This is a genomic window from Desulfovibrio sp. 6_1_46AFAA (assembly GCF_000224635.1).
Lineage (GTDB): Bacteria > Desulfobacterota > Desulfovibrionia > Desulfovibrionales > Desulfovibrionaceae > Desulfovibrio > Desulfovibrio fairfieldensis.
This window is the reverse complement of sequence record NZ_JH114303.1, coordinates 587,129-608,688: the sequence shown is the minus strand read 5'-3', so window position 1 is coordinate 608,688 and position 21,560 is coordinate 587,129. Positions and strand designations below refer to the sequence as shown.

Below are 21,560 nucleotides of genomic sequence, written 5' to 3'. Positions count from 1 at the left end.
GGCCGGGCCCTGCTGCGACCCGGCTCTGCTGCCGCCGGGCCACGCCGCGCTTTACGGCGAGCATGTGCGTTTTATTCCCGCACAGGCGGCCGGTCTGCTGCCGCCGGAATGCATCTGGCAGGGAGCCTTGCTGGGCCGTCTGACCGGCGGCCGTCCGAGCCCGGCCCCGCGCCTGCGCTGCCTGCTGCCCGAGCCGCCCGGACCGGACACGGCCCTGGTGCTGGACGACCTTGCGGACCTGGCGGCCCTGCTTTCGGGCCAGAGCCGCCAAACCGGCCTGGCGGGCCGTGAGGCCGGACTCTGGTGGCGCGATCTGCCCCTGGGGCGGATCGCGCTCAAACAGGGCCGGGCCGTGGCCGTGTTCAAGTAGAGCGGATTCCGTTTGAAGTTGTTCTCATTTCCCTGAAGCAGGCAAGGAGGCCGCCATGCCCGTGAACGCGCGCATGCACCTGAAAATCTGGCTGACCCGCGCCGACGGCAAAAACAGCGGCACGGCGGGCCAGGAACTGCTGGGCCAGGGCCGGGTGGAGCTTTTGCGCCGCATGGCCGAACTGGGCTCGCTGAAAAAAGCCGCCGAAAGCATGGGCATGTCTTACCGCCTGGCCTGGGGCAGGTTGAAGAAAATGGAGGAAGCCCTGGGCCGCCCCCTGGTGGAAAGCGGCGACAACCGGCGTGGCGGCTACAGCCTCACGCCCGCGGGCGAGGAACTGGTCGCGGCCTTCCGCCTCTGGGAAGACGAGGTGCGCCGTTTCGCCCTGGCGCACGCGCCGCAATTGCACAATATCGCCCTGGAAGCGTCCGCCCCGGCCGAGGCGGACGCTGACGCCCGCGACGACGCTCCCTCCGGCGCGTCCGCATTGCGGGATTGACGCGGGCGGGACGCGCATGGAAAGCATGCTGCGCTGGCGGCCCGAAGCCGCCCGCTTCCGCCACCGGGACTCCCTGCTGGAAAAATCCCTGCCCGGCGCGGACCTGGCTCTGGAGGCCTGCGCCCTGGTGGACCTGAGCGTGGCCGAGGCTCTGGCGCGGGCGCGCCAGGCCGGACGCGCGCCCGCCTGCGGGGCGGGTTGCGCGGCCTGCTGTTGCCAGCCCATCCCGCTCACGCCGCTGGAAGCCCTGCTGCTGACACGCTACGCGCATCTGCGGCTCAGGCCCGAAGAACGCGCGACCCTGGCCCGAAACCATGCCGCGGCCCTGGCTCTATCGCCGTTGCGGCGCAACTGCCCCCTGCTGCTTGACGGCCGTTGCGCGGCCTATGTCGTGCGCCCCCTGGCCTGCCGCCGCTATCTGGTGCTGGACAGGTCCTGCGCCCCCGGCGAGGACGCCGCATCCAGCCGCCCCGCCGATCTGCTGTTGCCCGACCCGGGCCTGCTGGCAGCCGCCCTGCTGCGCACCCTGCCCTGGTACGCCCGCCAGCCCGGATGCCCGCTGCCGCCCCGGTCTTCAGACCCGGCGGCGGCCCGGCGTTTCTTCCGCTCCGTGACCACCGTTATCCAGGCCCTGCCTTGGGGAAAAGAGCTTGCCCAAGAGGACGGCGTGGCTTAAAGGAAACACTGCGTAATGGTCTTTGTGCCCTTTTCCCGCGAAGAATGATTCAGAAGCAGCTTCCGGCCCGCGCCGCGCTGTTCCGGGTTTGAATATGTCCACCAGTACCGCCGCGCCCGCGCGCGAACCGGCCAACGCCCTTGAGCGGGTTTCCGGCCTCCTTTCCCTGCTGCGTTTCGCCTTTCCCACCATGGTCATGATGGTCTTCAACGGCCTGTACACCATTGTGGACGTGGTTTTTGTGGCCCGTTTCGTGAACACCGAGGCGCTCTCGGCCATCAACATCATCAACCCGGCCATGGGCGTGCTCTGGGGCCTGGGCACCATGCTGGGCACCGGCGGCAGCGCGCTTATCGCGCGCAAGATGGGCGGCGGCGACACTGCCGGAGCGCGGCGCAACTTCAGCCTGCTGATCCTGGCCGGGGTGCTGCTGGGCCTGTTCTTTTCCGGCCTGGGCCTGCTCTTTCTGGAGCCGATCATCCGCGCCCTGGGCGCCAGCGACATTCTCGCGCCCTACTGCCGGGAATATTTCGGCACCCTGCTGCTCTTCACCCCGGCGGGCCTGGTGCTGGCCCTGTTCGCCTTTTTCTTCGTCGCAGCCGGCAAGCCCGCGCTGAACATGGCCCTGATTATTGCCTCGGGCCTGACCAACACGCTTCTGGACTATGTCTTCATCGTGCTGCTGGGCATGGGCGTGGCGGGCGCGGCCCTGGCCACGGGCATCGCCTTTCTGATCCCGCCTCTGGGCGGGTTGTGTTTTTTCCTGTACAGCAAAGGGCCGCTGCACTTCACCCGGCCCGGCATGCGCCTGCGGGAGTTCGGCCAGGTCTGCTTCAACGGCAGCTCCGAGATGATCGCCCAACTCTCGATCAGCGTGACCACCTATCTGTTCAACATCACCATGCTGCGCCTGGCCGGGGAAGCGGGCGTTGCCGCGCTGACCATCACGGCCTATTCGGAATATTTTCTGGTCACGCTCTTTCTGGGTTTTTCCATGGGCGTGGCACCGGTCATCAGCTACAATTACGGCAGCGGCAACCATGCCCGCCAGCGCCGCATCTTCCGCTCCTGCCTGCTGTTCATCTGCGTGGGTTCCATTCTGGTCTTCAGCGCGGCCCTGCTGGGCGCGTCCCGGCTCATCGGCATTTTCGCGCCGCCGGACAGCCGGGTTTTCGCCCTGGCGGACCAGGGCTTCCATATTTTCGTCTTCAACTTTCTGTTCTGCGGCTACGGCATCTTTGCCTCGTCCCTGTTCACGGCCCTGTCCAACGGCAAGGTTTCCGCCATTATCGCCTTTTTGCGCACCTTCGCGCTTATCGCGCTTTTTCTGCTGGTGCTGCCGGAATTCCTCGGCCTGACCGGCGTGTGGCTGGCCGCGCCCCTGGCCGAGGCCATCTCCGCGCTGGTGGCGGCCTTTTTCGTCTGGCGCTGGCGCGGCACCTATCAGTATTTATAGGAAAAACGGGAAAGGGCAGGACAAGAACCCAAGCCGGGATAGTCAGGCCGGACGACCCAGGTCCAGACGGCGCGCGTCCAGGCTGGAGAGCCAGACCATGTCATGGCTGGCCGCCACCACGGTGGTTCCGGCCAGGGCCGCGGCGCGTACCGCCGTCTCGATGGCCTTGGCGCTGGCCGCGTCCACGCTGGAGGTGGGTTCGTCCAGCAGCAGGGCCAGCGGGCGCAGGACCAGCCGGGCGGCCAGGGCCACGCGCTGCTTTTCGCCGCCGGAAAGCGCCTTCCAGGAACGGCGCAGCATGTCCTGCTCCGGCGTGAAGCCCACGGCCAGCATGGCTCCCTCGGCGGCCTGCCGCAGATCATGGCGGCGGCCGCGCACACGCAGGCCGTAGACCACATTTTCAAACACCGAGGCCTTGAACAGATAGGGTTCCTGCAACAACAGAGTGACGTCCTGCCGGGGCGGACGGCCCGGCGTGCCGTGAAAACACAGTTCGCCGGAGGCGGGACTTTCCAGAAAAGCCAGCAGGCGCAGCAACGTGCTCTTGCCCGCGCCGTTGGGGCCCGTGAGCGCCAGCACCTCGCCGCGCGCGACGCTCAGCTCCGGCAGGCGCAGCACTGTGCGCCCCCCGTAGCGCTGCGTCAGGTCCCGGCATCGGTACAACACGCTCATGCCCCGCCTCCCCGCCTGCCGTGGTCGCCCCGTCCGCGCCGGCGCAAAACCGCCAGAGCCAGATTGACCACAAAAGCCATGAGCAGCAGCACCAGCCCCAGGGCAATGCCCTGGGCGAATTCGCCCTTGCTGGTTTCCAGGGCAATGGCCGTGGTCATGGTGCGGGTTTCATAGCGGATATTGCCGCCCAGCATCATGGCGATGCCCACTTCGGTGATCACCCGGCCGAAGGCCGTAACGCAGACCATGCCGATTTCGTAACGGGCCTCCTTCAATGAGCCCCAGGCCACCTGCGCGCCCGATGCCCCCAGAGTCAGCAAGGTCTGGCGGCAGCGCGGGTCCAGCCCTTCCACCGCCTGGGCCGTCCAGGAAATCACGATGGGCAGGGCCAGCACGGCCTGGCCGATAGCCATGCCCGGCAGGGTGAAGAGCAGGCCGTATTCGCCCAACGGGCCCCGGTAGGTGATGAAGGCATAGACCAGCAGGCCGATGAGCACGGTGGGGAAGGCCAGCAGGGTGTCGGAAATGAGCCGCAGGCAGCGCTTGCCCGGAAAATCGTAATAGCCCAGGGCAAACCCGCAGGGCAGGCCCAGCAGCATGGCCGCCGTCATGGCGTAGGCCGTGGAGACCAGGGTGGCCGTGACGGCGGACAGCGTGGCCGCGTCCATGTGCAGGAGCAGGGCGAGGGCCTGCGCGACGCCTTGGGATAGGTAATCCATAACTGTAGGTGTACCCCGCGAGGCGGAGTTATTGGGGCCTGCCGCCCGCAGGGCACGCCAAACATCACCCGGACGACAAGCCCCCTCCCGGCTTACGGCAAAGGAACAGCGCGGAAGCGAAACATCCGTTCCGCTTCCGCTTTCCTCATCTACTTCCCGGCATTGGGGAAGAACAACTGCTTGCCTTCCAGCTTGTAATCGGCAATGCGCTTCTGGGTTTCAGGCTTCACCCACCAATCCTCGAAAACCAGGGCCAGGTCTTTCTTGACCTTGGGGCACTGGGCCGGATTGACCGTGATCACGCTGTACTGGTTGAACAAAGCCTTGTCGCCCTCCACCAGGATGGCCAGGAGGTTCTTGTCGCCCTGCTTGTTGGCGAACTTGATCCAGGTGCCCCGGTCGGTAAGGGCATAGCCCTTTTTCTCGGCGGCCATGTTCAGGGTGGCCATCATGCCCTGCCCGGCGGAAACATACCAGGCTTCCTTGTCCGGCGACAGGCTGGAGGCCTTCCAGAGCTTGAGTTCGGCCTTGTGCGTGCCGGACTGGTCGCCGCGGCTCACAAAGGGGCTTTTGCGCCCGGCAATAGCCTTGAGGGCCTCGGCCGTGGCCTTGCCCTTGACCTGGGCCGGATCCTTGACCGGGCCCACCAGCACGAAATCGTTATACATGATCTGGCGGCGATCCACGCCGTGCCCGGCTTTGACGAATTCCATCTCGGCGGCGGGCGCGTGCACCAGCAGCACGTCGGCGTCGCAGTTCTTGGCGATTTCCAGGGCCTTGCCCGTGCCCACGGCCACCCATTTGAGATCAATGCCGGTCTCGGCCTTGAACGTGGGTTGCAGATACTCCAGCAAGCCGGAATCCTGGGTGCTGGTGGTGGTGGCCATCATCAGCTTTTTGTCGGCGGCATGGGCCACGGGCAGGCTCAGGGCCAGGCAGAAGGCGGCGGCCAGAGCCAGAACGGAAAGGCGTTTCATGGATGCGACTCCTTGTAAGATATTGGAAGAAAGATAGACGAGTGCATAGCCGCCCACGGACAGCGCGTCAATGGCTCCGGCACGACGGCACAGGGCAGACGCATCTAATTCCAGGCTTTGCAGGCCTTTTATTTGCCGTGATGATTCGTCAAAACCAGCCTTTTGTGTGCCGGCTGCGTCATCTGGCGCTTTTGGCTGCTCATGTACTTGAGTACGCTCTGCTCTCGATGCCCGTAAGGCTCTCCCGGCTCGCCAACGGGCACGGCCCTTTGGGCCGCCTTTCGGTCGGTTTCCGCGCCAAAAGTGCCATTTTCCTTGCCGGCACGCAAAAATCTTGCTTCAGCCGTTGCGACGAAGGAGCTTTAGCCGTAGGCGAACTTGTGAGCCGTACGGAGAAAGACAGCAACGCTAGCTACGGATGAAGACAGCTATTGGTTACGCAAAATTATATCCAAGGAAATCGCTGTCGCTATCCGTAGCGGTGCTGTCCTTATCTGTACGCCGCCCTGCGGCTACAGCTAAGGCAACACGGCTTCGCCGTGAACGGCTCAAGCAAGCCGCTGACGCGGCAACGGCCAGCGCATTTTTTAGGATTCTCCCGGCACCAGCCATCCGCCTGCGCTTCGCTCCGGCGGAGCAAAGGTGGCTTCGCCACTTTTTTGTTCGTTCCCCGATCTACCGGGGAATAAAGACTTTTTAGATGCGTCTTCCCAGCGCGACGACAGGGCCCGATTGAGCTAAAGAGGTTGCGGATCAGCATCACGCCAACCCAAGCCGCTGCCCGCGCAAAAGCTGACGTCCCCAGACCGCCTGCCCCAGGGACAGGCCGCCGTCGCCCGGCGGCAATTCATGGTGGGTGAGCGGGTCAAGGCCATGCTCCGCCAGGGCTTGCGGCAAGAGCCGGGCCAGCAGGGCGTTCTGCATGGCCCCGCCGGAAAGGCCCACTCGGCGCGTGCCGGTCTTTCGGGCCGCCGTGGCGGCCATGCCCGCCAGCGCGTGCGCCAGGCTCAGATGAAAACGGGCCGCGACGCGTCCCACGGGCTCGCCGGCCGCTTGGGCTTGCAGCACTCGGCGGAAGAGGGCCGTGCTGTCCAGCTCCAACAGGCCGTTGCTCTCCACCAGAGGCAGAGGCCAGGCCGCGCCCTCGCGCAACGCGGCTTCGTCCGCCGCCGCTTCCAGGCGGATGGCCGCCTGGCCTTCGTAAGTGGTCGCCAGGCAAAGGCCCAACTGGGCGGCCACGGCGTCGAACAGGCGGCCGCAACTGGAGGTTCGCGGGCAGTTCAGGCCGCGCGCCAGCATTTCCCGCACAGCCGTTGCGGCCATGGCGTATTCGGCGTCCCAGGGCGCGGGACCGGCATCCTCTCCGGCCTGAATCCGAAGGGCCAGGGCGATGCGCCAGGGCTCACGGATGGCGGCCTCGCCGCCGGGCAGGGCAAAGGGGGCCAAGCGCCCCAGGCGGTTCCAGTCCGCACGGCCCAGATCCATATGGATCAGTTCCCCGCCCCAGATGGTGCCGTCGTCGCCCAGGCCCGTGCCGTCCAGGCACAGGGCCAGGGCGGGCTCATAACAGTTATTTTCGGCCAGCACCGAGGCGGCATGGGCGGCATGGTGCTGGATCCGCCAGAGCGGCAAGCCTTCCCGCGCGGCGCGGGCCTCGGCATAGCGGGTGGACAAAAAATCCGGGTGCAGATCGCAGACAATGGCCTTGGGCCGCACTTCCAGCAGGCTTTCCAGGTGGGCCGCCACTTCCTCGTAAAAACCCAGGGTGGCCGGATTTTCCAGATCGCCGATATGCTGGCCCACAAAGGCCTCATGCCCGCGCGTGAGGCAGATGGTGCCCTTAAGTTCGGCCCCGGCCCCCAGCACCGTGGGATCGCCCTCTTCCCCGCCCTCTCCAAACGGCGGCAGAAAGACCGGACGCGGCACATAGCCGCGCGCCCGCCGATAGAAAAACGGATCAACCGCGTGCGGGACTGTCGCAGGGCTGGAAGCTGCCTCATCCTTAAAATCCCCGGTCCGAAGGGGGCGTGGGGCCACGCTGAGCACGCTGTCGTCCACGCGCACCAGGATGTCCCTGTCGTGCAGCAGCCAGGCGTCGGCCAGATGATCCAGGCGGGCCAGGGCTTCGCGGTTGCCCAGGCAGAGGGGCTCGCCGTGGGGATTGGCCGAGGTCATCACCAGCGCCGGGGGCAAAGGCGCGCGCGGCGCGAGCCGATCAAAAAGCGCCGCGTGCAGGGGAGTATAGGGCAGCATCAGGCCCACGTTGCGCGTGTCCGGAGCCACCTCCGGCGGCAGGGGGTCTGTCTCTCCGGCCGGGACGGCCCGACGCGGGCAGAGCACAATGGGTTTTTCCGGACTTTGCAGCAGGGCTTCGTGCTCGGGCGTGAGTTCGCAAAGCGCGCGCGCCGTGGCCAGGTCCCCGACCATCAGGGCCAGGGGCTTGTGAGGACGGTTCTTGCGCCGCCGCAGCTCCTGCACGGCCGCGGCGTCGCGGGCGTCGCAGGCCAGCTGGAAACCGCCCAGGCCCTTGAGCGCCAGGACGCCGCCGTCCAGCAGAACCTGCCCGGCGCGGGCCAGGGCTTCACGCCGGTTGTCCGCCGTGGGACCGGTGTCCCCGCCCTGCCGCGTGTGTCTGTCCACAAACCAGAGACGCGGGCCACAGACCGGGCAGGCAATGGGCTGGGCGTGGAAACGCCGGTCGGCGGGATTGCCGTATTCCGCCGCGCAATCCGGGCAGAGCGGGAAGCAGCTCATGGTGGTGGTGGCCCGGTCATAGGGGATGGCGCGGGTGATGGTGTAGCGCGGGCCGCAATTGGTGCAGTTGGTGAAGGGATAGCCGTAACGGCGGTTGGCCGGGTCGCGCATGTCCGCGAGGCAGTCCGGGCAGATGCCCATATCCGGGCTGACCAGCACACTGTGCCCGGCGTGGCCGTGGCTGGGCACAATGACAAAAGCCGTTTCGCCGGGCAGAAACGCCAGTTCTTCCTCGCTCAAGCCCACCAGCCGGGCCAGGGGCGGCAACTCCGCACACAGGCGGCGGCCGAAGCGCTCCACCTCCGCCGGAGGGCCCTGCACTTCCATGCGCACGCCGTCGGAGGTGTTGCCCACCGTGCCGGTAAGTCCGCCCTCCCGCGCCAGCCGGTAGACAAAGGGGCGGAAGCCCACGCCCTGAACCTGGCCGGAAGCCACAAAGGCCCGGCGCACTGTCTGTTTCATGTCCATTATCGCACTGTAGCCCAAAAGAAAAAATGCCGCCAGACTGTTCAATTGCTCAAGATTGAACGCCCTTGCGGTGCCAACGGCTTTTCTGTATTCTCTTCAGTTATAACCGGATCATTAAACAGTTCCCCGCCGTTGCGGCGGCAAGGAGGAGCGCCCATGCCCACAAAACACAATATCGGCAGCCGGATCCGTTCCTTCCGCGAGGAACGTGAAATTGATCTGGAAACCCTGTCCCAGGACACCAACCTGAGTGTGGAATTCCTGAACCAGCTGGAAAACGGCGAAATTTACCCCAGCATCGGCCCCATGCAGAAGCTGGCCCGCGCTCTGGGCGTGCGCCTGGGCACCTTTCTGGATGACCAGTACACCCGCGACCCGATCATCGGACGCATCGGCGGCGAGGGCGGCGACCCGGCCCTGCACACCGGGCGCATGGCCCGGCCCACCTATGTCTACCAGGCTCTGGGCAAGGGCAAGAGCGACCGCAACATGGAGCCCTTTTACATTGAAATTTTTCCCGACCCCTCGGTGGAGCGCAAAACCTCATCCCACCAGGGCGAGGAATTCATCCTGGTGCTTGAGGGCGAACTGCTGGTGATCTACGGGCGGGAGAGCCACGTGCTCAAGGCCGGGGACACCATCTATTACAATTCCATTGTGCCGCATTTCGTGGGCGCGGCCGGGGATGCGCCGGTCAGGATCATGGCTGTGGCGTATAATCCTTAGAGAACCCTGGACCGGATTCACTCTGCAATTGCGACGCGACGACCCGAGCGGAGGGCGCGGAGAAAAGGCATGGACGAAAAAGTACGCGAGCGGCAGGCGCAGTTTGAACTGCGCGAATGGACCCTGGGGCAGATTCTCGACCATACCGTGGCCCGCTTTCCCGACCGGGAGGCCATTGTCTACGCCGACCGCGACTACCGCCTGACCTGGCGGGAATTCGCCGACGTGGTGGACCAGTTCGCCAAGGGGCTCATGGCGCTGGGCGTGCAAAAGGGCGAAAAAGTGGCGGTCTGGGCCACCAACGTGCCCTACTGGGTGGCCCTGCAATTCGCCACGGCCAAGATCGGGGCCATTCTGCTCACGGTGAACACCAATTACCGCGAACACGAGTTGCGCTATCTGCTGGGCCAGTCCGAATGCGAAAACATCTTCCTCATCGACAACCTGCGCGACCATGACTATATCGCCACACTCTACAAGATCGTGCCCGAACTGCGCACCCAGGGGCGCGGCAACTTGCGCTGCGCCGAGCTGCCGCACCTGAAGCGGGTCTGTTTTCTGGGCGCGGAAAAGCACCGGGGCATGTATTCCGTGCCGGAAATCCTGGCCATGTCCGTGATGGTGGACGACGAGGAATATGAGGCCCGCCAGGCCACTCTGGACCCCTGGGACGAAATCAACATGCAGTATACCTCGGGCACCACGGGTTTTCCGCGCGGGGTCATGCTGACCCACGTGGGCGTGGGCCTCAACGGCTACTGGATCGGCCGCCACCAGGGCTTTACGGAGCAGGACAGGCTCTGCCTGCCGGTGCCGCTTTTCCACTGCTACGGCTGCGTGCTGGGCGTATCGGCCTGCGTCAACCACGGCACCACCATGGTCATTCTCGAAACCTACAATCCCCTGAAAGTGCTGGCCGCCGTGGACAGCGAGCGCTGCACCGCGCTCTACGGCGTGCCCACCATGTTCCTGGCCGAGCTGGAGCACAAGCTCTTCAAGCGCTTTGACGTCTCCAGCCTGCGCACCGGCATCATGGCCGGTTCGGTCTGCCCGGAACCGCTCATGCGCCGGGTGGTGGAAGACATGTACATGAAGGAAATCACCATCTGCTACGGCCTCACCGAGGCCTCGCCGGTCATGACCCAGTCCGACATTCACGATCCCCTGGCCGTGCGCTGCGAAACCGTGGGCTGCGCCATGCCGGGCATTGAGGTGCGCGTGGGCGACCCGGAGACCTGCGAGGAACTGCCGCGCGGCGAAGTGGGCGAAATCCTCTGCCGGGGCTACAACATCATGAAGGGCTACTACAAGATGCCCGAGGACACGGCCAGGGCCATCAGCCCGGAAGGCTGGCTGCACTCCGGCGACCTGGGCGTCATGGACGAGCACGGCTACGTGCGCGTCACGGGCCGGATCAAGGACATGATCATCCGGGGCGGCGAAAACGTCTACCCGCGCGAAGTGGAGGAATTTCTGCTCCAGATGGACGGCGTACTGGACGTGCAGGTGGTGGCCGTGCCCAGCCGCAAATACGGCGAGGAAGTGGGGGCCTTCGTCATTCCCCGGCCCGGCGCGGACTTGCTGCCCGAAGACATACGCGACTTCTGCCGGGGCAAGATCGCCTGGTTCAAGATTCCCAAATACGTGGCCCTGGTGGACGCTTTCCCGCTCACGGCCAGCGGCAAGATCCAGAAATACAGGCTGCGCGAAATGGCGGCCGAGCGCTGGCCCGAGCCCATGCAATAAACAGCCCGTCCCGGACGGCGCGCTGCCTTGGGACGGCCTTTTCTCCGGGCCCGCGTCGTGCTAATCAACGGCCCATGAACACTGAAAACTTTACGCTGACCCCTGATGATACGGTCTCTCCGGCCCGGACACTCCCCGCCGCCCCGAACAGCGCTCCGTCCGTGAACGCCGATCCTCGCGGAGCAACCTGCGCCGCGGCCTGTCCGCTGGCCCGGATTCCGGCTCCGGTCTGGAACGCCCTGTTGCGCCGCCCCTTCCGCAAGCGGCATCCCTTCATCTTCTGGCTCTCGCTCCTGGCCCTGGTTCTGATCGGCCTGGCTGTTTTCAGCCGGGACGAAAACGGCCAGGGCCTGCTCAGCGGCGGCGACCGCCTGGCCCTGGTCACGGTGCGCGGCCCGATTATGGACGTGGCCCCCACCCTGGCCTGGATCCGCAAAATCGAACGCAACCCCCAGGTCAAGGGCGTGTTGCTGCGCGTGGATTCCCCCGGCGGCGGGGCCGCCGCCTCGCAGGAAGTCTACGACGCGCTGGCCCGCCTGGCCCGAAAACGCCCGTTGGCGGTGAGCATGGGCTCCATGGCCGCGTCGGGCGGCCTGATGGTCAGCATGGCCGGAGGCCGGATTTTCGCCAATCCCTCCACAGTCACCGGCTCCATCGGCGTGCGCATGGACATCCCGCAACTCCAGGGGCTGCTGGGCAAGATCGGCGTGGGGCAGGAAACCCTGGTCACCGCGCCTTACAAAAACGCCGGTTCCTATCTGCACCCGCTTTCACCCGAGGATCGGGCCTATTTTGAAGGCGTGCTCAAGGACATGCACGAGCAGTTCGTGGACATTGTGGCCAAGGGGCGGGACATGCCGCACGAGCGGGCCGGAGGGCTGGCCAGCGGCAAGATCTTTACCGGCCAGGAGGCCCTGAAGCTCGGCCTGGTGGATGAACTGGGCGGCCAGGACGCGGCCCTGCGCTGGCTGGCCGAACAGACCGGCGTGCCCGCCGAGCGCAAGCTGCTGACCAAACCCAAGGAAAGTTCCTGGCTCGCGGACAGCCTCAAATCCTGGTTCGGCCTGGACCTTTCGGCCCTTGCAACCATGGGCGGGCTTAACGCCGCGGGCAGCGACTGGCGGACGCCGGTCTTTCTGTATCAGTTCTGAGAAGGCCTGGGGCTGCCGCCCCAAATCCCGCCGGGGGGATCATCCCCCCGGCTCTCTCAAGGTCGGAAAAGGACGGCGCGCTCGCGCCTTCCTGTGGCAAGGGTTTGTCTGCAAATCCTTGCAGAGCAGTTGATGCATGAAATGCATCCGCGCATCAAAAGTATTCACTTCCGCATTTCTCCCCCCGCATCCTGCTCACATTTCCTGCATGACCCAGGCCAATCGCCCGAGAATCCATTCCGTCCGGGCTAAGCGTATCCTGCGATCCGGATACGCGGGGTTCTCGGCACATAAGCGGAAATAATCCTCCTCCCAGAGCAGGCGGCGCAGGACGATCTCCCCGTGGGGAAGCGTGATGGCGAACAGTTCGCCGCTCGCGGGGCAGTCGGCGCGCGTGTCAATGCCGACATACGCTCCCCGGCGCACTGTGGGCGCGGCCGCGTCGTTGTCCACTGCCAGAACGACTATGCCCTCTCTCGCGTATGCCCTGGGCAAGAGGATGCTGCCTGTCGGCCGGAGCGTGGCCACGGCTGCCCCGTTTCCCGTGTCGTCGCCGCGCATGGCGTACATGGTGACAAGCGCAGGCTGCGACAAAGGCGAGCCCAACAAGCCGGGGGCCAGGGGCGTTCCGTCACCGTCGCCGGGGATGTACCCGGCCTCGGTGCGCAGATACACCGGGCCGATGCCGCTTTTCAGCCAGTCGGGGTTCACGCCCAGCTTTTCGAAGAGCTTCATATACCAGGCCGCCGGGACGAAATTTCTTCTCTTGGCGTCGGAAATGCTCGATTGCTTGATCTCAAGAATTTCAGCCAACGCGGTTTGTGTGCGGGTATGGGTTACCGCTTGGATACGTTTGAATATTTCAAAATTCAGGGGTGCCTCTTTCATAAACTCCTCCAAGCCTTCAAGGGCAAATCAGGACTTACGAGTTAATACATTAGTGCGGACAAGTGAATTATTATTTCGATATATTGGTGCAATATCCTATGGAGGTGCACCAATGATTGTCAGTAACCTTGCAAAAATAATGGAAAAAAAGAGAATGACCTGTCGTAATTTAGCAGAGTTATCTGGAGTAGCCGGGCAAACGATAACCAGAGCACGAGGCAAGCTAATTTATGAATGTCGGCTTTCAACTCTTGATGCGTTAGCTATGGCGCTGCAAGTGGAGCTTAAAGCTTTGTTTGACGAAGTGCGGAGTGAGCCTACAAAAATTGAATGGAATTCCTGCGAATAAAATCACCAAAACAATCTAATATATTAGTGCTGACTACGTTTCTGTTATCCCGATATATTAGTGCACTTTCAGAAATGGAGCGCACTAATGGTAAAAAGCAATCTTGCAAGCCTTATGAAGGAAAAGAAAATCACATACCGGCGACTTGAAGAGCTTTCAGGTATTGCGGGAGAGACAATCAACAGGGCTCGAGGAGCATTAATCTACGAATGCAAGCTATCGACCCTTGATGCCTTGGCCAGGGCTCTACATGTAAAAATTAAAGATTTGTTTGATGAAGAGTGAACTTCAGACCACAAAAAGCCCACATGGAGATATGGAACCAAAAGTCGATAATTTTTTTGGAAAGGCATTGCTTCAAATACGTCTCCGACTAGGGGCTGTTTCTAAATTAGGATTTTCGTTCTCTGCCAAGAAAGGCGAACCTTGGGCGGCGGGAGTATATTCAAACATATTCGACCTTCGCACGGGGCGAGCCCGGCGTCGGCAGAGGGCGAAAGGACAAGTTAGAAACAGCTCCCAGAGTTCCCAATACCAGCTGGCAAAGTTATCCGGTATTTCAGAGCAGGACGTACCCCCGATGATCGAAAGTAATGTCAAAAATATTATGAAAAATATGCATATTACATATGCCGAACTGGAATCGGTGACAGGACTTTCGAGCCAGACCATTACCCGCGCCAGGAGCCGCAGAATCCGGGAAATGAGCTTGGAAACACTGGAAACTATTGCCCATGCGCTTGGAGTGACGATTAAAGACCTGTTTGACGAGCGCGTTGTTTCCCATAAAAAGCAGACAGAGCAAGACATCTCTCAGCGCTCTTCTCCGCAAAACGAAGATTAGGGGCCTCGTGAAATAAAAACAGGCCGACGAGCTTCCCCATCGGCCTGACTGGCCCGCATCTTTCCTTCCTGCCCCGATACATCTTGCGTACCGTTTCGTTCCGTATAATTTTTCAACATACATATGCGGAAAGCAGCCTGCCCCGGAAGAACGCAAGGGAGCCGGGCGATTGAACCCGACCGCGAAAAATCCGGCCCTCTCCTTCCCACGGACTCTCCTGCCCGCGCGGTGGCTATTCCCAAGCGAACGCCGCTGTATCGGCCTTTTCCATGTCCTGTTGACTCCCGCGCCCGCGCAGGGCACACTTTTTTTACAAAATTCCCCGGGATGCGGGACGGTCCATAAAACCGTACAGGACATTCCATGAAGCCATGCCTGCTGCTGTTTCTGTTGCTGTGCGGTCTGGGCGGTTGCCTCAGTCACAGCATCGGCCCCGCCGAAGTCAAGCGCGATGCGTCCGCTCCCCACGCCGTGCTTGAACGCGATCAGGCGGTTTTCGTAACCACCCTGACGCCGCTCCCGCCGGATGCGGGAGATTCGGCGGAATACATCGCGGCCCAGTTCGCCAAGTATCTCCGGCCTGTCGCGCGCGAAACCCGGTACGGAGCTCCGGTGGCCGATGCGGCGGACGGCCTGGCAAAGGCCCGCGACTGCGGCTGCGGCTATCTGGTTCTGTTGCGCGTTCTCCAATGGAAAACATCCAGCCTGTTCAGCCCCGGCCATGCGGCGGAAGTTGAAATAAGCGTCATGGAAGTTGATACCGGCGCGCTGCGGGACAAAAGCACAGTCAGCGCCTCCTGCTGGAGCATGCTTGCAAGTCTTGAACAATCCACGCGCGAATGCCTTCGCCCGCAGGTCAATACATGGCTGCAACAAGCCTTCAATACGGATACCGCATTGAAAGCGCATACAAATCCCGGCACGTTCAGCCTGGGGGTCACCTACAAGTGAGGCCGCAATCGTGGGCAACTCCCGCCGGGACAATCCGCGCGGGAGCACCCTGCCGTGTTTCGCGGCCCGGCCCGGCCTGGACCCGCATACATCAGGAGGAACCCGCATGCCGCCCTTGAAAATTTTTCCCCTGTTTGTGTTATGTGCGCTTCTCTGCGCCTGTCAGATGGACCTCCGGACCGGAGGCACCAAAACAGACGTCACGTCCCTGAAATCCGGACCGGCCGTGGACAGGGGGAAGAAGCTGTTTGTGGCTATGCCCGCCGATTTCACCAAGGGCCAGGACACGGAAAAAGGCTCCGGAGAAGACACACAACGGGCTCTGCGTAAGGAACTGGAGGGGGCTTCGGTTCAGGCGGTATACGCACCCGCGCCTCAAGACATGCAACAGGCCTTGGCGGCGTCCCGGAATGCGCAATGCGCCTATCTCATAGACCTGAGCATTCTTGACTGGGACGATCCGCCAGCGAGCTTCCAACTGCGGCCGGATAAAGGCGAAATTTCGCTTTCAGTCTATGACGCGAGCTCGGGAGAACTGTTGCGCAACGAGGAGGTTTCCTGCTCGGGATACGCCACGGTCGTTAATTCCGTCGGCTTCTACTCGCCTAAGGACTGCCTCAAGCAGGCTTTCAGAAAATGGACGGCTGAAGCCCTGACCCCAAATTAGACATAAGCGGCGGGAGATGGAGCATCTCCGTCCCGCCGCTTATGTTGTTTACTTTTGCTCCTGTTGCCGCACCATAAGGCAAATGCTCACGTCACAAGCCAAGTCGGGATCTTCGCTGCAGACCAGAGGCGGATGATAGTATTCAAAGCCCGGCCCTGTGACTTCATAGCCGCTCCGCGGCAACCAGACGCCGATCAGTTCATTCCAGGCCGCCGTATACTCATCCATGCGGATGGGTCGCCGGTAGCACGCATACAGCCCGGCGGGCAGGCTTTGCAGGCAAATGCCCTCCTGCGCCAGGGCCTGCTCGTCCGCCGCGAAGCCTTGGGGCAGCACCACGCAGGCGTCATAGCGGCAGCGCTCGGGCGGGGTCAAAGAGGGATTGTCCCAACTGACGCCCAGTGCCGCCGTGTCCGGTCCCAGCAGGCCGTTTTTTCCGGCCCAAGCCATGATCCTTTCCCAGGCCTGAGCCAGGGCCGGGCCGTACGGGCCGATCTGCCGCACATAGGCCACGCTGTATTCCGGCAATTGTTTCACATCCACTTTCATGTCCGCTCCTTTGGCCAGTACGACCAGGTTGGGTTCAAGCTGCACGCGGGCCGCAGCGCCCGCCTGGTCCGTGGTATACGTCAGATCATAGGGGCGCGCGTTTCCCGGCTTGCGCTTTTGGCCCGGCGGCACGGGCGGCGTCCCCTGCCCACAGGCCGCGCGGAACGCGCCGGGGCTCATGCCCATCCATTCGCGGAACACGCGGGCGAAATTCTGGGAGGAGGAAAAGCCGCAAGCCAGGGCAACGGCCGTGATGTTCAGGCTTGAGGAAAAACGCAGCAGATTGGCGGCTGTTTCCAGGCGCAGCCGACGGATACAGGCCGCCAGGGTTTCGCCGGTCATGGCGCTGAATACCCGATGCAAATGGAAGGGCGAGAGGCAGGCAATTCCGGCCAGCTCTTCCAGGGAAAAAACGCGCGCCGGATCAGCTGAAACGGCGTTCAGAATTTTGTTGATGCGTTGCTCGTAGGAAAAATGCGTGGACGCGCGGCGCGCCATACTGACTCCTGTTTCTGGTGTCTGATTGCAAAAATTTCGAGCATAGCCATGCTCTCAATTTTCACAGGATCGTCAGCGAAAAAACGTGATTTTCGCTGACTCTCGGCGGCTGCGCCGCCGCAAAACCTGTAGAGTCTTGCGTGCCTGGTTTTTCACATCAGGCATTGGTTTCAAGCGGCTTGCCCGCGCGGGCGTTTCCGCGCGCCGGGCTTGAATCCACGCAGGGCAGACGCATCTAATTCCAGCCCTTGCAGGCCCCTTATCTGCCGTGATGATCCGTCAAAACCAGCCTTTTGTGCGCTGGCTGCGTCACTTGGCGCTTTTTGCTGCTCATGTACTTGAGTACATTCCGCGCAAAAAGCGCCATTTTTCTTGCCAGCGCGCAAAAATCTTATTTTTTAGGATTCTCCCGGCACAAGCCATCCGCCTGCGCTTCGCTCCGGCGGAGCAAAGGTGGCTTCGCCTCTTTTTGTTCGTTCCCCGATCTACCGGGGAATAAAGACTTTTTAGATGCGTCTGCCCTGTGAATCCACGCCTTTACTCTTGACATGAAGGCCGCCCCCCGGACAAGACATATCTGAACCGTTTTTAATCTGATATGAGGTAGATAGATGAAGACAGCATTGCAAGTGGGGCTGAAAGGCCAGTCGGAAACAGTGGTCGGCAAGGAGCTTCTGGCCAGCGAGGTGGGCAGCGGCCTGGTGACGGTCTACTCCACGGCCATGATGATCGCGGGCATGGAAGGCACGGCCGTGGCCTCGGTGCAGGATGCGCTGGAGGACGGCCAGACCACGGTGGGCACGCGCGTCAATGTCGCGCATCTGGCGGCCACGCCCTGCGGCATGAAGGTCCGCTTCGTCACGGAACTGACCGCCGTCTCGCCCAACGGCAAGGGACTGACTTTCAATGTGGCGGCTTATGACGAAGCCGGGCTCATCGGCGAAGGCGTGCACGAACGGGTGGTGGTCAACAAGGAAAAATTCGAGAGCAGAACCAGGGATAAGGCCCGCCAGGCCTGAATCCCGCTGCCAGGGGACGCCGCTCTTCTTCGTGCGTTTGCTTACGGCATTGCGGGATTGCGGCAGGAACCGGCAGTGGGCTTTCCCGTAAAAATCGTGTACACTGTATGCACAACGCGGATCGCAGACCCAGGCTCAGGGCCGGGCACAAGCGAACCGCAGATCATATATCCCTAGGAGTACACGATGGATACGCTTACATTTGTGGGCATGACGGGCAGTCTGCGCCGCGCCTCACGCAACAAAGGCCTGCTGCGCTGCTGCGCCTCGCACCTGCCGGAAGGCGTGCGCATGGAAATCGCGGATATTTCCGCCCTGCCCTTTTATAATGAAGATCTGGAAAAACCCCAGGCCGTCAAGGATCTGGTCGCCCAGGTGACCGCCGCCGACGCCCTGGTGCTGGCCTGCCCGGAATACAACTATTCCATGGCCCCGGCCCTGAAAAACGCGCTGGACTGGCTCTCGCGCGAGCCCGATCTGGCCCCGCTCAACGGCAAGCCCGCCTGCCTGCTGGGCGCGGGCGGCGGCATGGGCACGGCACGCAGCCAGTACCAGATGCGCCAGACCTGCGTATACCTGAACCTGCTTCTGCTGAACAAGCCGGAATTCTTTTCCAACGCCTTTTCTCCGGCTTTTAACGCCGACGGCGATCTTGTCGACGAAGGGCTGATCAAGCAGGTAGCCGCGCTGATGCAGGCGCTGGCCGACTGGACGCGCTTTTTGAAAACTGCCTAGGCTCAGCCATCCGCATGGAGGCCCGCACCGGAAGCCCGGCCGGAAACCAGCGGCAGCGGATGATAACAGGCAGGCCGTGGGATATGCCCACTGCCTGCCTGCTTTTATTTTTTGGAGGAGAGTGCCTTAACCCGACGAAGCCACCTTGCGTACCAGCAACTCGTCGTCCGGCCAGATACGGCGATCCGGGGTGAGCAGTTCGCCCTGACGGGCCACCAGGGCAGTTTCCTCGGCCAGGCCCAGAGCTTCCAGCAACTGGCGGGCTGTTTTGGGCCTGGGCAGGGAAAGGCGGCGTTCCTCGGGCTGCACAAGCACAATGACGCGCGCGCCGCAGTGCTCCGGCCTGACGATCTGGACATGGTTTTCCGCTTCGGTTGCCGTCATGGATGTTTCTCCGTTCCGCATGCAAAGGTTATCCTCAATCTCCCGCCCGTCGCCGTCACGGACCGCATATCCGGCGCGCCGCAGCAGCCGCACGGCCCCGGCGGCGGAAAAGGTCTGCCAGTCCTGCTCGGACGGCGCGCTGTCGCGCGGAATGGCTCCTTTTTCCACCACCACGATATTGGCTCCGGCGGTCATATTTTCCAGAGCGGCCGGATGCGCGCAGACTCCGGCCAGACGCCCTCCCCCGGCCAGGCGGAAAATCGCGGCCAGCTGAGCCAGACGCGCCAGGCTCAGGGGCGGCTGATCGCCCAAAGGCGTGCCCGGCACGGGCACTCGGGCCATGACGCCGGAAATGCTCGCGCCCGTGGCCATGATCCGCAAAAAACAGTCCGCCAGTTCCTGATCCGTGTGTTCCGGGCCCACCGGCTCCACCAGGGCCACCAACCGCAGGCCCGCGCGAACCGCCGCCAGCATGGTGGCTTCGCGCGCGTCCGGGTCAAAGGCCGTATCCCGCCCCTCACGCACACGGATGGTGTGATAAACGCCCGAACCACCGGCCCGGCGCACGGCCAAGGCAGCGTCCGCGTCAAACTCGCCGGTGTTCAGAATGATTTCATAGCCGCCGGGCACGGCCTTGCGGATGGCGACCAGCATGCCGCAGAGCGCGTCCAGGTCGTAGAACTGAGTGGTGCGCAGCACCACGAAACGCGCGCCCGCCGCCACATAGGCCCGCGCGTGGGCGATGATCTCCGTCTCCGTATAACTGCGCGGCGCGTCGATAAGTTTCCAGGCTTCCCCCAGGGAGCAGAAGGCGCAATTCATGGGGCAGGGCGTATAGTCCAGGCCCAGCGCGCCCCAGAGGTACGCGCGGCCCCCATCCAGAGCCAGGGCGGCCTTGTGCGCGGCATGGCGCAGATACAGGGCCTCATCCGAGGCCGGAGGCACGGCCAGCAGTTCCAGCAGGGCCTCCCGCTCCAGAGCCTCGCCCCGCAGGCAGCGCCGCAGGGCCATGTCCGCCTGGGCCCGCGCCACGCTCACAGCAAACCCTCAAGCATATCGCAGGCGGCACAGACCAGAGGCGCGCAGACCGAGGCGAAAAGGCCTTTTTCCACAATCAGGGCGCGCTGCTCGGGAACGGTCAGGTCATAGCCCAGAATCTCCCGGCAAAGCAGGCCGTTATGGGCCTCGGCAAAGGCGGCGGTGAAGGCGTCCCGCCGGGCGTACAGACTCCGCTGCTCGGCGCGCGAGCACGCGCCGCCGTGGCCGTGGGCCAGGCCCAGAACCATGAGCGCGCCCGTCACGCAGCCGCAGACATCCGCCCGGCCCAGACCGGAGCCGAAGCAGGAGGCCGTGCGCATCGCCACGTCCGGCGCGATGCCCAGGCGGTCGGCAAAATGCGCGAAAACCTGCTGCGCGCAAACAATGCGCTGTCCGAAATCGGCCTGCGACTCCGCCACGGTTTTGCTCTTGGCCATGCCCTCTCCTCCTCACAAGAAATAATACAGCAGGGTCACCAGAACCATACTGGCGGCGCGCAGCCCCTGATTGGCAAGAATCAGGCGCAGGGCCAGGGCCGGGCGGAAAAAGCCCGTGTAGGACGGCAGCTGGTGCCGGACGGCCCGCATGGGCGTGGACAGGATGTTGCCCACCATCAGGGCCAGCACCACGTCGCGCGGCGAAAGCGCCCCGGTCTGGAGCACGCTGCCAGCCGCGCCCAGGGCCGCGCCCAGCTCGGCGGCCAGATGCAGCACGATGATGCCCATGGCCTGCGGCTTGAGAAAAGAGAGCCACCCCATATGGGCGGCCAGCCATTCCTCGGCCAGATTGAAAAAACCATAGAGCTGCAAGAGATACATCAGCACATAGATCGGCACCGTAAAATAGACCAGCTTGGGCAGACGGCGGAGAAAGCGCTTCCAGGCCTTGCGCAGGGCCGCGCCCCAGTCCGTGCGGGCGTCGCCGTCCGCCTTGCAGACCAGACAGCCCGGCGGGGGCGGCGGCAGCAGGCGGCGCGCCAGCAGCACGGTAAAGCCGGTGCGTCCGGCGGCGGCCAGCAGGGTAAGCCCCACGTAGGTCATGGCGGGCGCGCCCAGCACCGGCCAAGTCAGCAGAAAAATGGTGGGCGTGTGCACCAGATAGGCGGGCAGGCTGTTGAACAGGTTCGCCAGCATCAGCTCGCGGCCCGAAATTTCTCCCGAGCCGTGGCTGTCGGACAAAAGGCCGTTGGCCGCCGCCGGGGACACAAACGCCAGGGAGAACGACGCCCCGGCCACTTCGCGCAGATGGGCCGTGCGGGCCAGGGGCGCGGCCAGACGCGCCAGATAGCGCGTCCAGCGCAACGCCTCCAATAAATTGGCGATGAGCAGGCCCACGGCCAGGCCCAGCAAAAGGCGCAGCATGGGCCAGAACAGGGCGTGCCAGAGGGCGGCCAGGGAAAAGGGGGCGTCGGGGCTCGGCAGCAT

The 21,560-nt window shown here is 63.5% G+C and carries 22 protein-coding genes and 1 pseudogene; 14 read left to right on the top strand and 9 right to left on the bottom strand.

Annotated features, from left to right (window positions below):
- The 4 genes and pseudogenes from HMPREF1022_RS12545 to HMPREF1022_RS12530 form a co-directional block, all read left to right on the top strand.
- A pseudogene (locus HMPREF1022_RS12545) lies at window positions 1–370 on the top strand (RsmB/NOP family class I SAM-dependent RNA methyltransferase); the annotation flags it as partial.
- Between the two features lie 55 nt (window positions 371–425).
- A complete protein-coding gene (locus HMPREF1022_RS16675) occupies window positions 426–869 on the top strand; it encodes a winged helix-turn-helix domain-containing protein (protein WP_009303395.1) in 444 nt (147 codons plus the stop codon).
- Window positions 870–885: 16 nt separating this feature from the next.
- A complete protein-coding gene (locus HMPREF1022_RS16670) occupies window positions 886–1,545 on the top strand; it encodes a YkgJ family cysteine cluster protein (protein WP_009303394.1) in 660 nt (219 codons plus the stop codon).
- A gap of 94 nt (window positions 1,546–1,639) precedes the next feature.
- Window positions 1,640–3,001 carry an MATE family efflux transporter gene (locus HMPREF1022_RS12530; RefSeq protein ID WP_009303393.1) on the top strand — a complete coding sequence of 454 codons (1,362 nt, stop codon included), beginning with the start codon at window positions 1,640–1,642 and terminating at the stop codon, window positions 2,999–3,001.
- A 42-nt stretch (window positions 3,002–3,043) separates the two neighbouring features.
- Here HMPREF1022_RS12530 and HMPREF1022_RS12525 read toward each other — a convergent pair whose 3' ends face one another.
- The 4 genes from HMPREF1022_RS12525 to HMPREF1022_RS12510 form a co-directional block, all read right to left on the bottom strand.
- Window positions 3,044–3,673, bottom strand: coding sequence for an ABC transporter ATP-binding protein (locus HMPREF1022_RS12525; protein ID WP_009303392.1), 630 nt, complete (start codon window positions 3,671–3,673; stop codon window positions 3,044–3,046).
- Window positions 3,670–4,392: an ABC transporter permease gene (locus HMPREF1022_RS12520; protein WP_008683030.1), complete on the bottom strand. Its 723-nt coding sequence runs from the start codon at window positions 4,390–4,392 to the stop codon at window positions 3,670–3,672. The genes HMPREF1022_RS12525 and HMPREF1022_RS12520 overlap by 4 nt, the downstream gene beginning before the upstream one ends.
- Window positions 4,393–4,541: 149 nt before the next feature.
- Window positions 4,542–5,369, bottom strand: coding sequence for a substrate-binding domain-containing protein (locus tag HMPREF1022_RS12515; protein ID WP_009303391.1), 828 nt, complete (start codon window positions 5,367–5,369; stop codon window positions 4,542–4,544).
- A 759-nt stretch (window positions 5,370–6,128) separates the two neighbouring features.
- Window positions 6,129–8,591: a carbamoyltransferase HypF gene (locus tag HMPREF1022_RS12510; protein ID WP_009303390.1), complete on the bottom strand. Its 2,463-nt coding sequence runs from the start codon at window positions 8,589–8,591 to the stop codon at window positions 6,129–6,131.
- A gap of 156 nt (window positions 8,592–8,747) precedes the next feature.
- Between HMPREF1022_RS12510 and HMPREF1022_RS12505 the strand changes: the two genes are divergently transcribed.
- The 3 genes from HMPREF1022_RS12505 (at window position 8,748) to sppA (ending at window position 12,214) form a co-directional block, all read left to right on the top strand.
- On the top strand, window positions 8,748–9,317 hold the full coding sequence (locus tag HMPREF1022_RS12505) for a helix-turn-helix domain-containing protein (RefSeq protein WP_008683022.1): 570 nt from the start codon (window positions 8,748–8,750) through the stop codon (window positions 9,315–9,317).
- A 69-nt stretch (window positions 9,318–9,386) separates the two neighbouring features.
- On the top strand, window positions 9,387–11,063 hold the full coding sequence (locus HMPREF1022_RS12500; RefSeq protein ID WP_008683021.1) for an AMP-binding protein: 1,677 nt from the start codon (window positions 9,387–9,389) through the stop codon (window positions 11,061–11,063).
- 74 nt (window positions 11,064–11,137) lie between these two features.
- Window positions 11,138–12,214, top strand: coding sequence for a signal peptide peptidase SppA (gene sppA / locus HMPREF1022_RS12495; RefSeq protein ID WP_009303389.1), 1,077 nt, complete (start codon window positions 11,138–11,140; stop codon window positions 12,212–12,214).
- Between the two features lie 195 nt (window positions 12,215–12,409).
- On the opposite strand, the gene HMPREF1022_RS12490 is transcribed toward sppA, so the two are convergent.
- Window positions 12,410–13,102 (bottom strand): LexA family transcriptional regulator, encoded by a 693-nt coding sequence (locus tag HMPREF1022_RS12490; RefSeq protein ID WP_009303388.1) that lies wholly within the window; start codon window positions 13,100–13,102, stop codon window positions 12,410–12,412.
- A gap of 112 nt (window positions 13,103–13,214) precedes the next feature.
- On the opposite strand from HMPREF1022_RS12490, the gene HMPREF1022_RS17550 reads away from it, so the two are divergent.
- The 5 genes from HMPREF1022_RS17550 to HMPREF1022_RS12470 all read left to right on the top strand — a co-directional run bounded on the left by HMPREF1022_RS17550 (window position 13,215) and on the right by HMPREF1022_RS12470 (window position 15,913).
- Window positions 13,215–13,451, top strand: a complete 237-nt coding sequence (locus tag HMPREF1022_RS17550; protein ID WP_009303387.1) for a helix-turn-helix domain-containing protein — start codon at window positions 13,215–13,217, stop codon at window positions 13,449–13,451.
- Window positions 13,452–13,538: 87 nt separating this feature from the next.
- Entirely contained in the window at window positions 13,539–13,736 is a 198-nt protein-coding gene (locus HMPREF1022_RS12485; protein WP_008683018.1) for a helix-turn-helix domain-containing protein, read from the top strand.
- Window positions 13,726–14,295, top strand: a complete 570-nt coding sequence (locus HMPREF1022_RS18945) for a helix-turn-helix domain-containing protein (protein ID WP_232221606.1) — start codon at window positions 13,726–13,728, stop codon at window positions 14,293–14,295. Before HMPREF1022_RS12485 ends, HMPREF1022_RS18945 begins: the two co-directional genes overlap by 11 nt.
- Before the next feature lie 363 nt (window positions 14,296–14,658).
- Window positions 14,659–15,246 carry a peptide synthetase gene (locus tag HMPREF1022_RS12475; protein WP_008683016.1) on the top strand — a complete coding sequence of 196 codons (588 nt, stop codon included), beginning with the start codon at window positions 14,659–14,661 and terminating at the stop codon, window positions 15,244–15,246.
- A 106-nt stretch (window positions 15,247–15,352) separates the two neighbouring features.
- Window positions 15,353–15,913, top strand: a complete 561-nt coding sequence (locus HMPREF1022_RS12470) for a DUF4823 domain-containing protein (RefSeq protein WP_009303385.1) — start codon at window positions 15,353–15,355, stop codon at window positions 15,911–15,913.
- 48 nt (window positions 15,914–15,961) lie between these two features.
- Here HMPREF1022_RS12470 and HMPREF1022_RS12465 read toward each other — a convergent pair whose 3' ends face one another.
- Window positions 15,962–16,960 carry an AraC family transcriptional regulator gene (locus HMPREF1022_RS12465; RefSeq protein WP_008683014.1) on the bottom strand — a complete coding sequence of 333 codons (999 nt, stop codon included), beginning with the start codon at window positions 16,958–16,960 and terminating at the stop codon, window positions 15,962–15,964.
- A gap of 611 nt (window positions 16,961–17,571) precedes the next feature.
- Between HMPREF1022_RS12465 and HMPREF1022_RS12460 the strand changes: the two genes are divergently transcribed.
- The gene (locus HMPREF1022_RS12460; protein WP_009303384.1) at window positions 17,572–17,979 is read left to right on the top strand and encodes a thioesterase family protein; all 408 of its coding nucleotides are present in this window, start codon (window positions 17,572–17,574) and stop codon (window positions 17,977–17,979) included.
- Window positions 17,980–18,165: 186 nt separating this feature from the next.
- Window positions 18,166–18,714, top strand: a complete 549-nt coding sequence (locus HMPREF1022_RS12455; RefSeq protein ID WP_009303383.1) for an NADPH-dependent FMN reductase — start codon at window positions 18,166–18,168, stop codon at window positions 18,712–18,714.
- A gap of 126 nt (window positions 18,715–18,840) precedes the next feature.
- On the opposite strand, the gene HMPREF1022_RS18940 is transcribed toward HMPREF1022_RS12455, so the two are convergent.
- The 3 genes from HMPREF1022_RS18940 to HMPREF1022_RS12440 are packed head-to-tail and all read right to left on the bottom strand — an operon-like array spanning window position 18,841 to window position 21,560.
- Window positions 18,841–20,136, bottom strand: a complete 1,296-nt coding sequence (locus tag HMPREF1022_RS18940; RefSeq protein ID WP_009303382.1) for a hypothetical protein — start codon at window positions 20,134–20,136, stop codon at window positions 18,841–18,843.
- The gene (locus HMPREF1022_RS12445; protein WP_008683009.1) at window positions 20,133–20,573 is read right to left on the bottom strand and encodes a C-GCAxxG-C-C family protein; all 441 of its coding nucleotides are present in this window, start codon (window positions 20,571–20,573) and stop codon (window positions 20,133–20,135) included. Before HMPREF1022_RS12445 ends, HMPREF1022_RS18940 begins: the two co-directional genes overlap by 4 nt.
- Before the next feature lie 12 nt (window positions 20,574–20,585).
- Complete coding sequence (locus HMPREF1022_RS12440) at window positions 20,586–21,560, bottom strand: membrane protein (RefSeq protein ID WP_009303381.1); 975 nt, start codon at window positions 21,558–21,560, stop codon at window positions 20,586–20,588.

Excerpts from the sequence above, each read along its gene's own strand:
- HMPREF1022_RS16675 (WP_009303395.1), top strand. The coding sequence starts at position 426 with ATGCCCGTGAACGCGCGCATGCACCTGAAAATCTGGCTGACCCGCGCC.
- HMPREF1022_RS16670 (WP_009303394.1), top strand. The coding sequence starts at position 886 with ATGGAAAGCATGCTGCGCTGGCGGCCCGAAGCCGCCCGCTTCCGCCAC.
- HMPREF1022_RS12530 (WP_009303393.1), top strand. The coding sequence starts at position 1,640 with ATGTCCACCAGTACCGCCGCGCCCGCGCGCGAACCGGCCAACGCCCTT.
- HMPREF1022_RS12525 (WP_009303392.1), bottom strand. The coding sequence starts at position 3,673 with ATGAGCGTGTTGTACCGATGCCGGGACCTGACGCAGCGCTACGGGGGG.
- HMPREF1022_RS12520 (WP_008683030.1), bottom strand. The coding sequence starts at position 4,392 with ATGGATTACCTATCCCAAGGCGTCGCGCAGGCCCTCGCCCTGCTCCTG.
- HMPREF1022_RS12515 (WP_009303391.1), bottom strand. The coding sequence starts at position 5,369 with ATGAAACGCCTTTCCGTTCTGGCTCTGGCCGCCGCCTTCTGCCTGGCC.
- HMPREF1022_RS12510 (WP_009303390.1), bottom strand. The coding sequence starts at position 8,591 with ATGGACATGAAACAGACAGTGCGCCGGGCCTTTGTGGCTTCCGGCCAG.
- HMPREF1022_RS12505 (WP_008683022.1), top strand. The coding sequence starts at position 8,748 with ATGCCCACAAAACACAATATCGGCAGCCGGATCCGTTCCTTCCGCGAG.
- HMPREF1022_RS12500 (WP_008683021.1), top strand. The coding sequence starts at position 9,387 with ATGGACGAAAAAGTACGCGAGCGGCAGGCGCAGTTTGAACTGCGCGAA.
- sppA (WP_009303389.1), top strand. The coding sequence starts at position 11,138 with ATGAACACTGAAAACTTTACGCTGACCCCTGATGATACGGTCTCTCCG.
- HMPREF1022_RS12490 (WP_009303388.1), bottom strand. The coding sequence starts at position 13,102 with ATGAAAGAGGCACCCCTGAATTTTGAAATATTCAAACGTATCCAAGCG.
- HMPREF1022_RS17550 (WP_009303387.1), top strand. The coding sequence starts at position 13,215 with ATGATTGTCAGTAACCTTGCAAAAATAATGGAAAAAAAGAGAATGACC.
- HMPREF1022_RS12485 (WP_008683018.1), top strand. The coding sequence starts at position 13,539 with ATGGTAAAAAGCAATCTTGCAAGCCTTATGAAGGAAAAGAAAATCACA.
- HMPREF1022_RS18945 (WP_232221606.1), top strand. The coding sequence starts at position 13,726 with ATGAAGAGTGAACTTCAGACCACAAAAAGCCCACATGGAGATATGGAA.
- HMPREF1022_RS12475 (WP_008683016.1), top strand. The coding sequence starts at position 14,659 with ATGAAGCCATGCCTGCTGCTGTTTCTGTTGCTGTGCGGTCTGGGCGGT.
- HMPREF1022_RS12470 (WP_009303385.1), top strand. The coding sequence starts at position 15,353 with ATGCCGCCCTTGAAAATTTTTCCCCTGTTTGTGTTATGTGCGCTTCTC.
- HMPREF1022_RS12465 (WP_008683014.1), bottom strand. The coding sequence starts at position 16,960 with ATGGCGCGCCGCGCGTCCACGCATTTTTCCTACGAGCAACGCATCAAC.
- HMPREF1022_RS12460 (WP_009303384.1), top strand. The coding sequence starts at position 17,572 with ATGAAGACAGCATTGCAAGTGGGGCTGAAAGGCCAGTCGGAAACAGTG.
- HMPREF1022_RS12455 (WP_009303383.1), top strand. The coding sequence starts at position 18,166 with ATGGATACGCTTACATTTGTGGGCATGACGGGCAGTCTGCGCCGCGCC.
- HMPREF1022_RS12445 (WP_008683009.1), bottom strand. The coding sequence starts at position 20,573 with ATGGCCAAGAGCAAAACCGTGGCGGAGTCGCAGGCCGATTTCGGACAG.
- HMPREF1022_RS12440 (WP_009303381.1), bottom strand. The coding sequence starts at position 21,560 with ATGCTGCCGAGCCCCGACGCCCCCTTTTCCCTGGCCGCCCTCTGGCAC.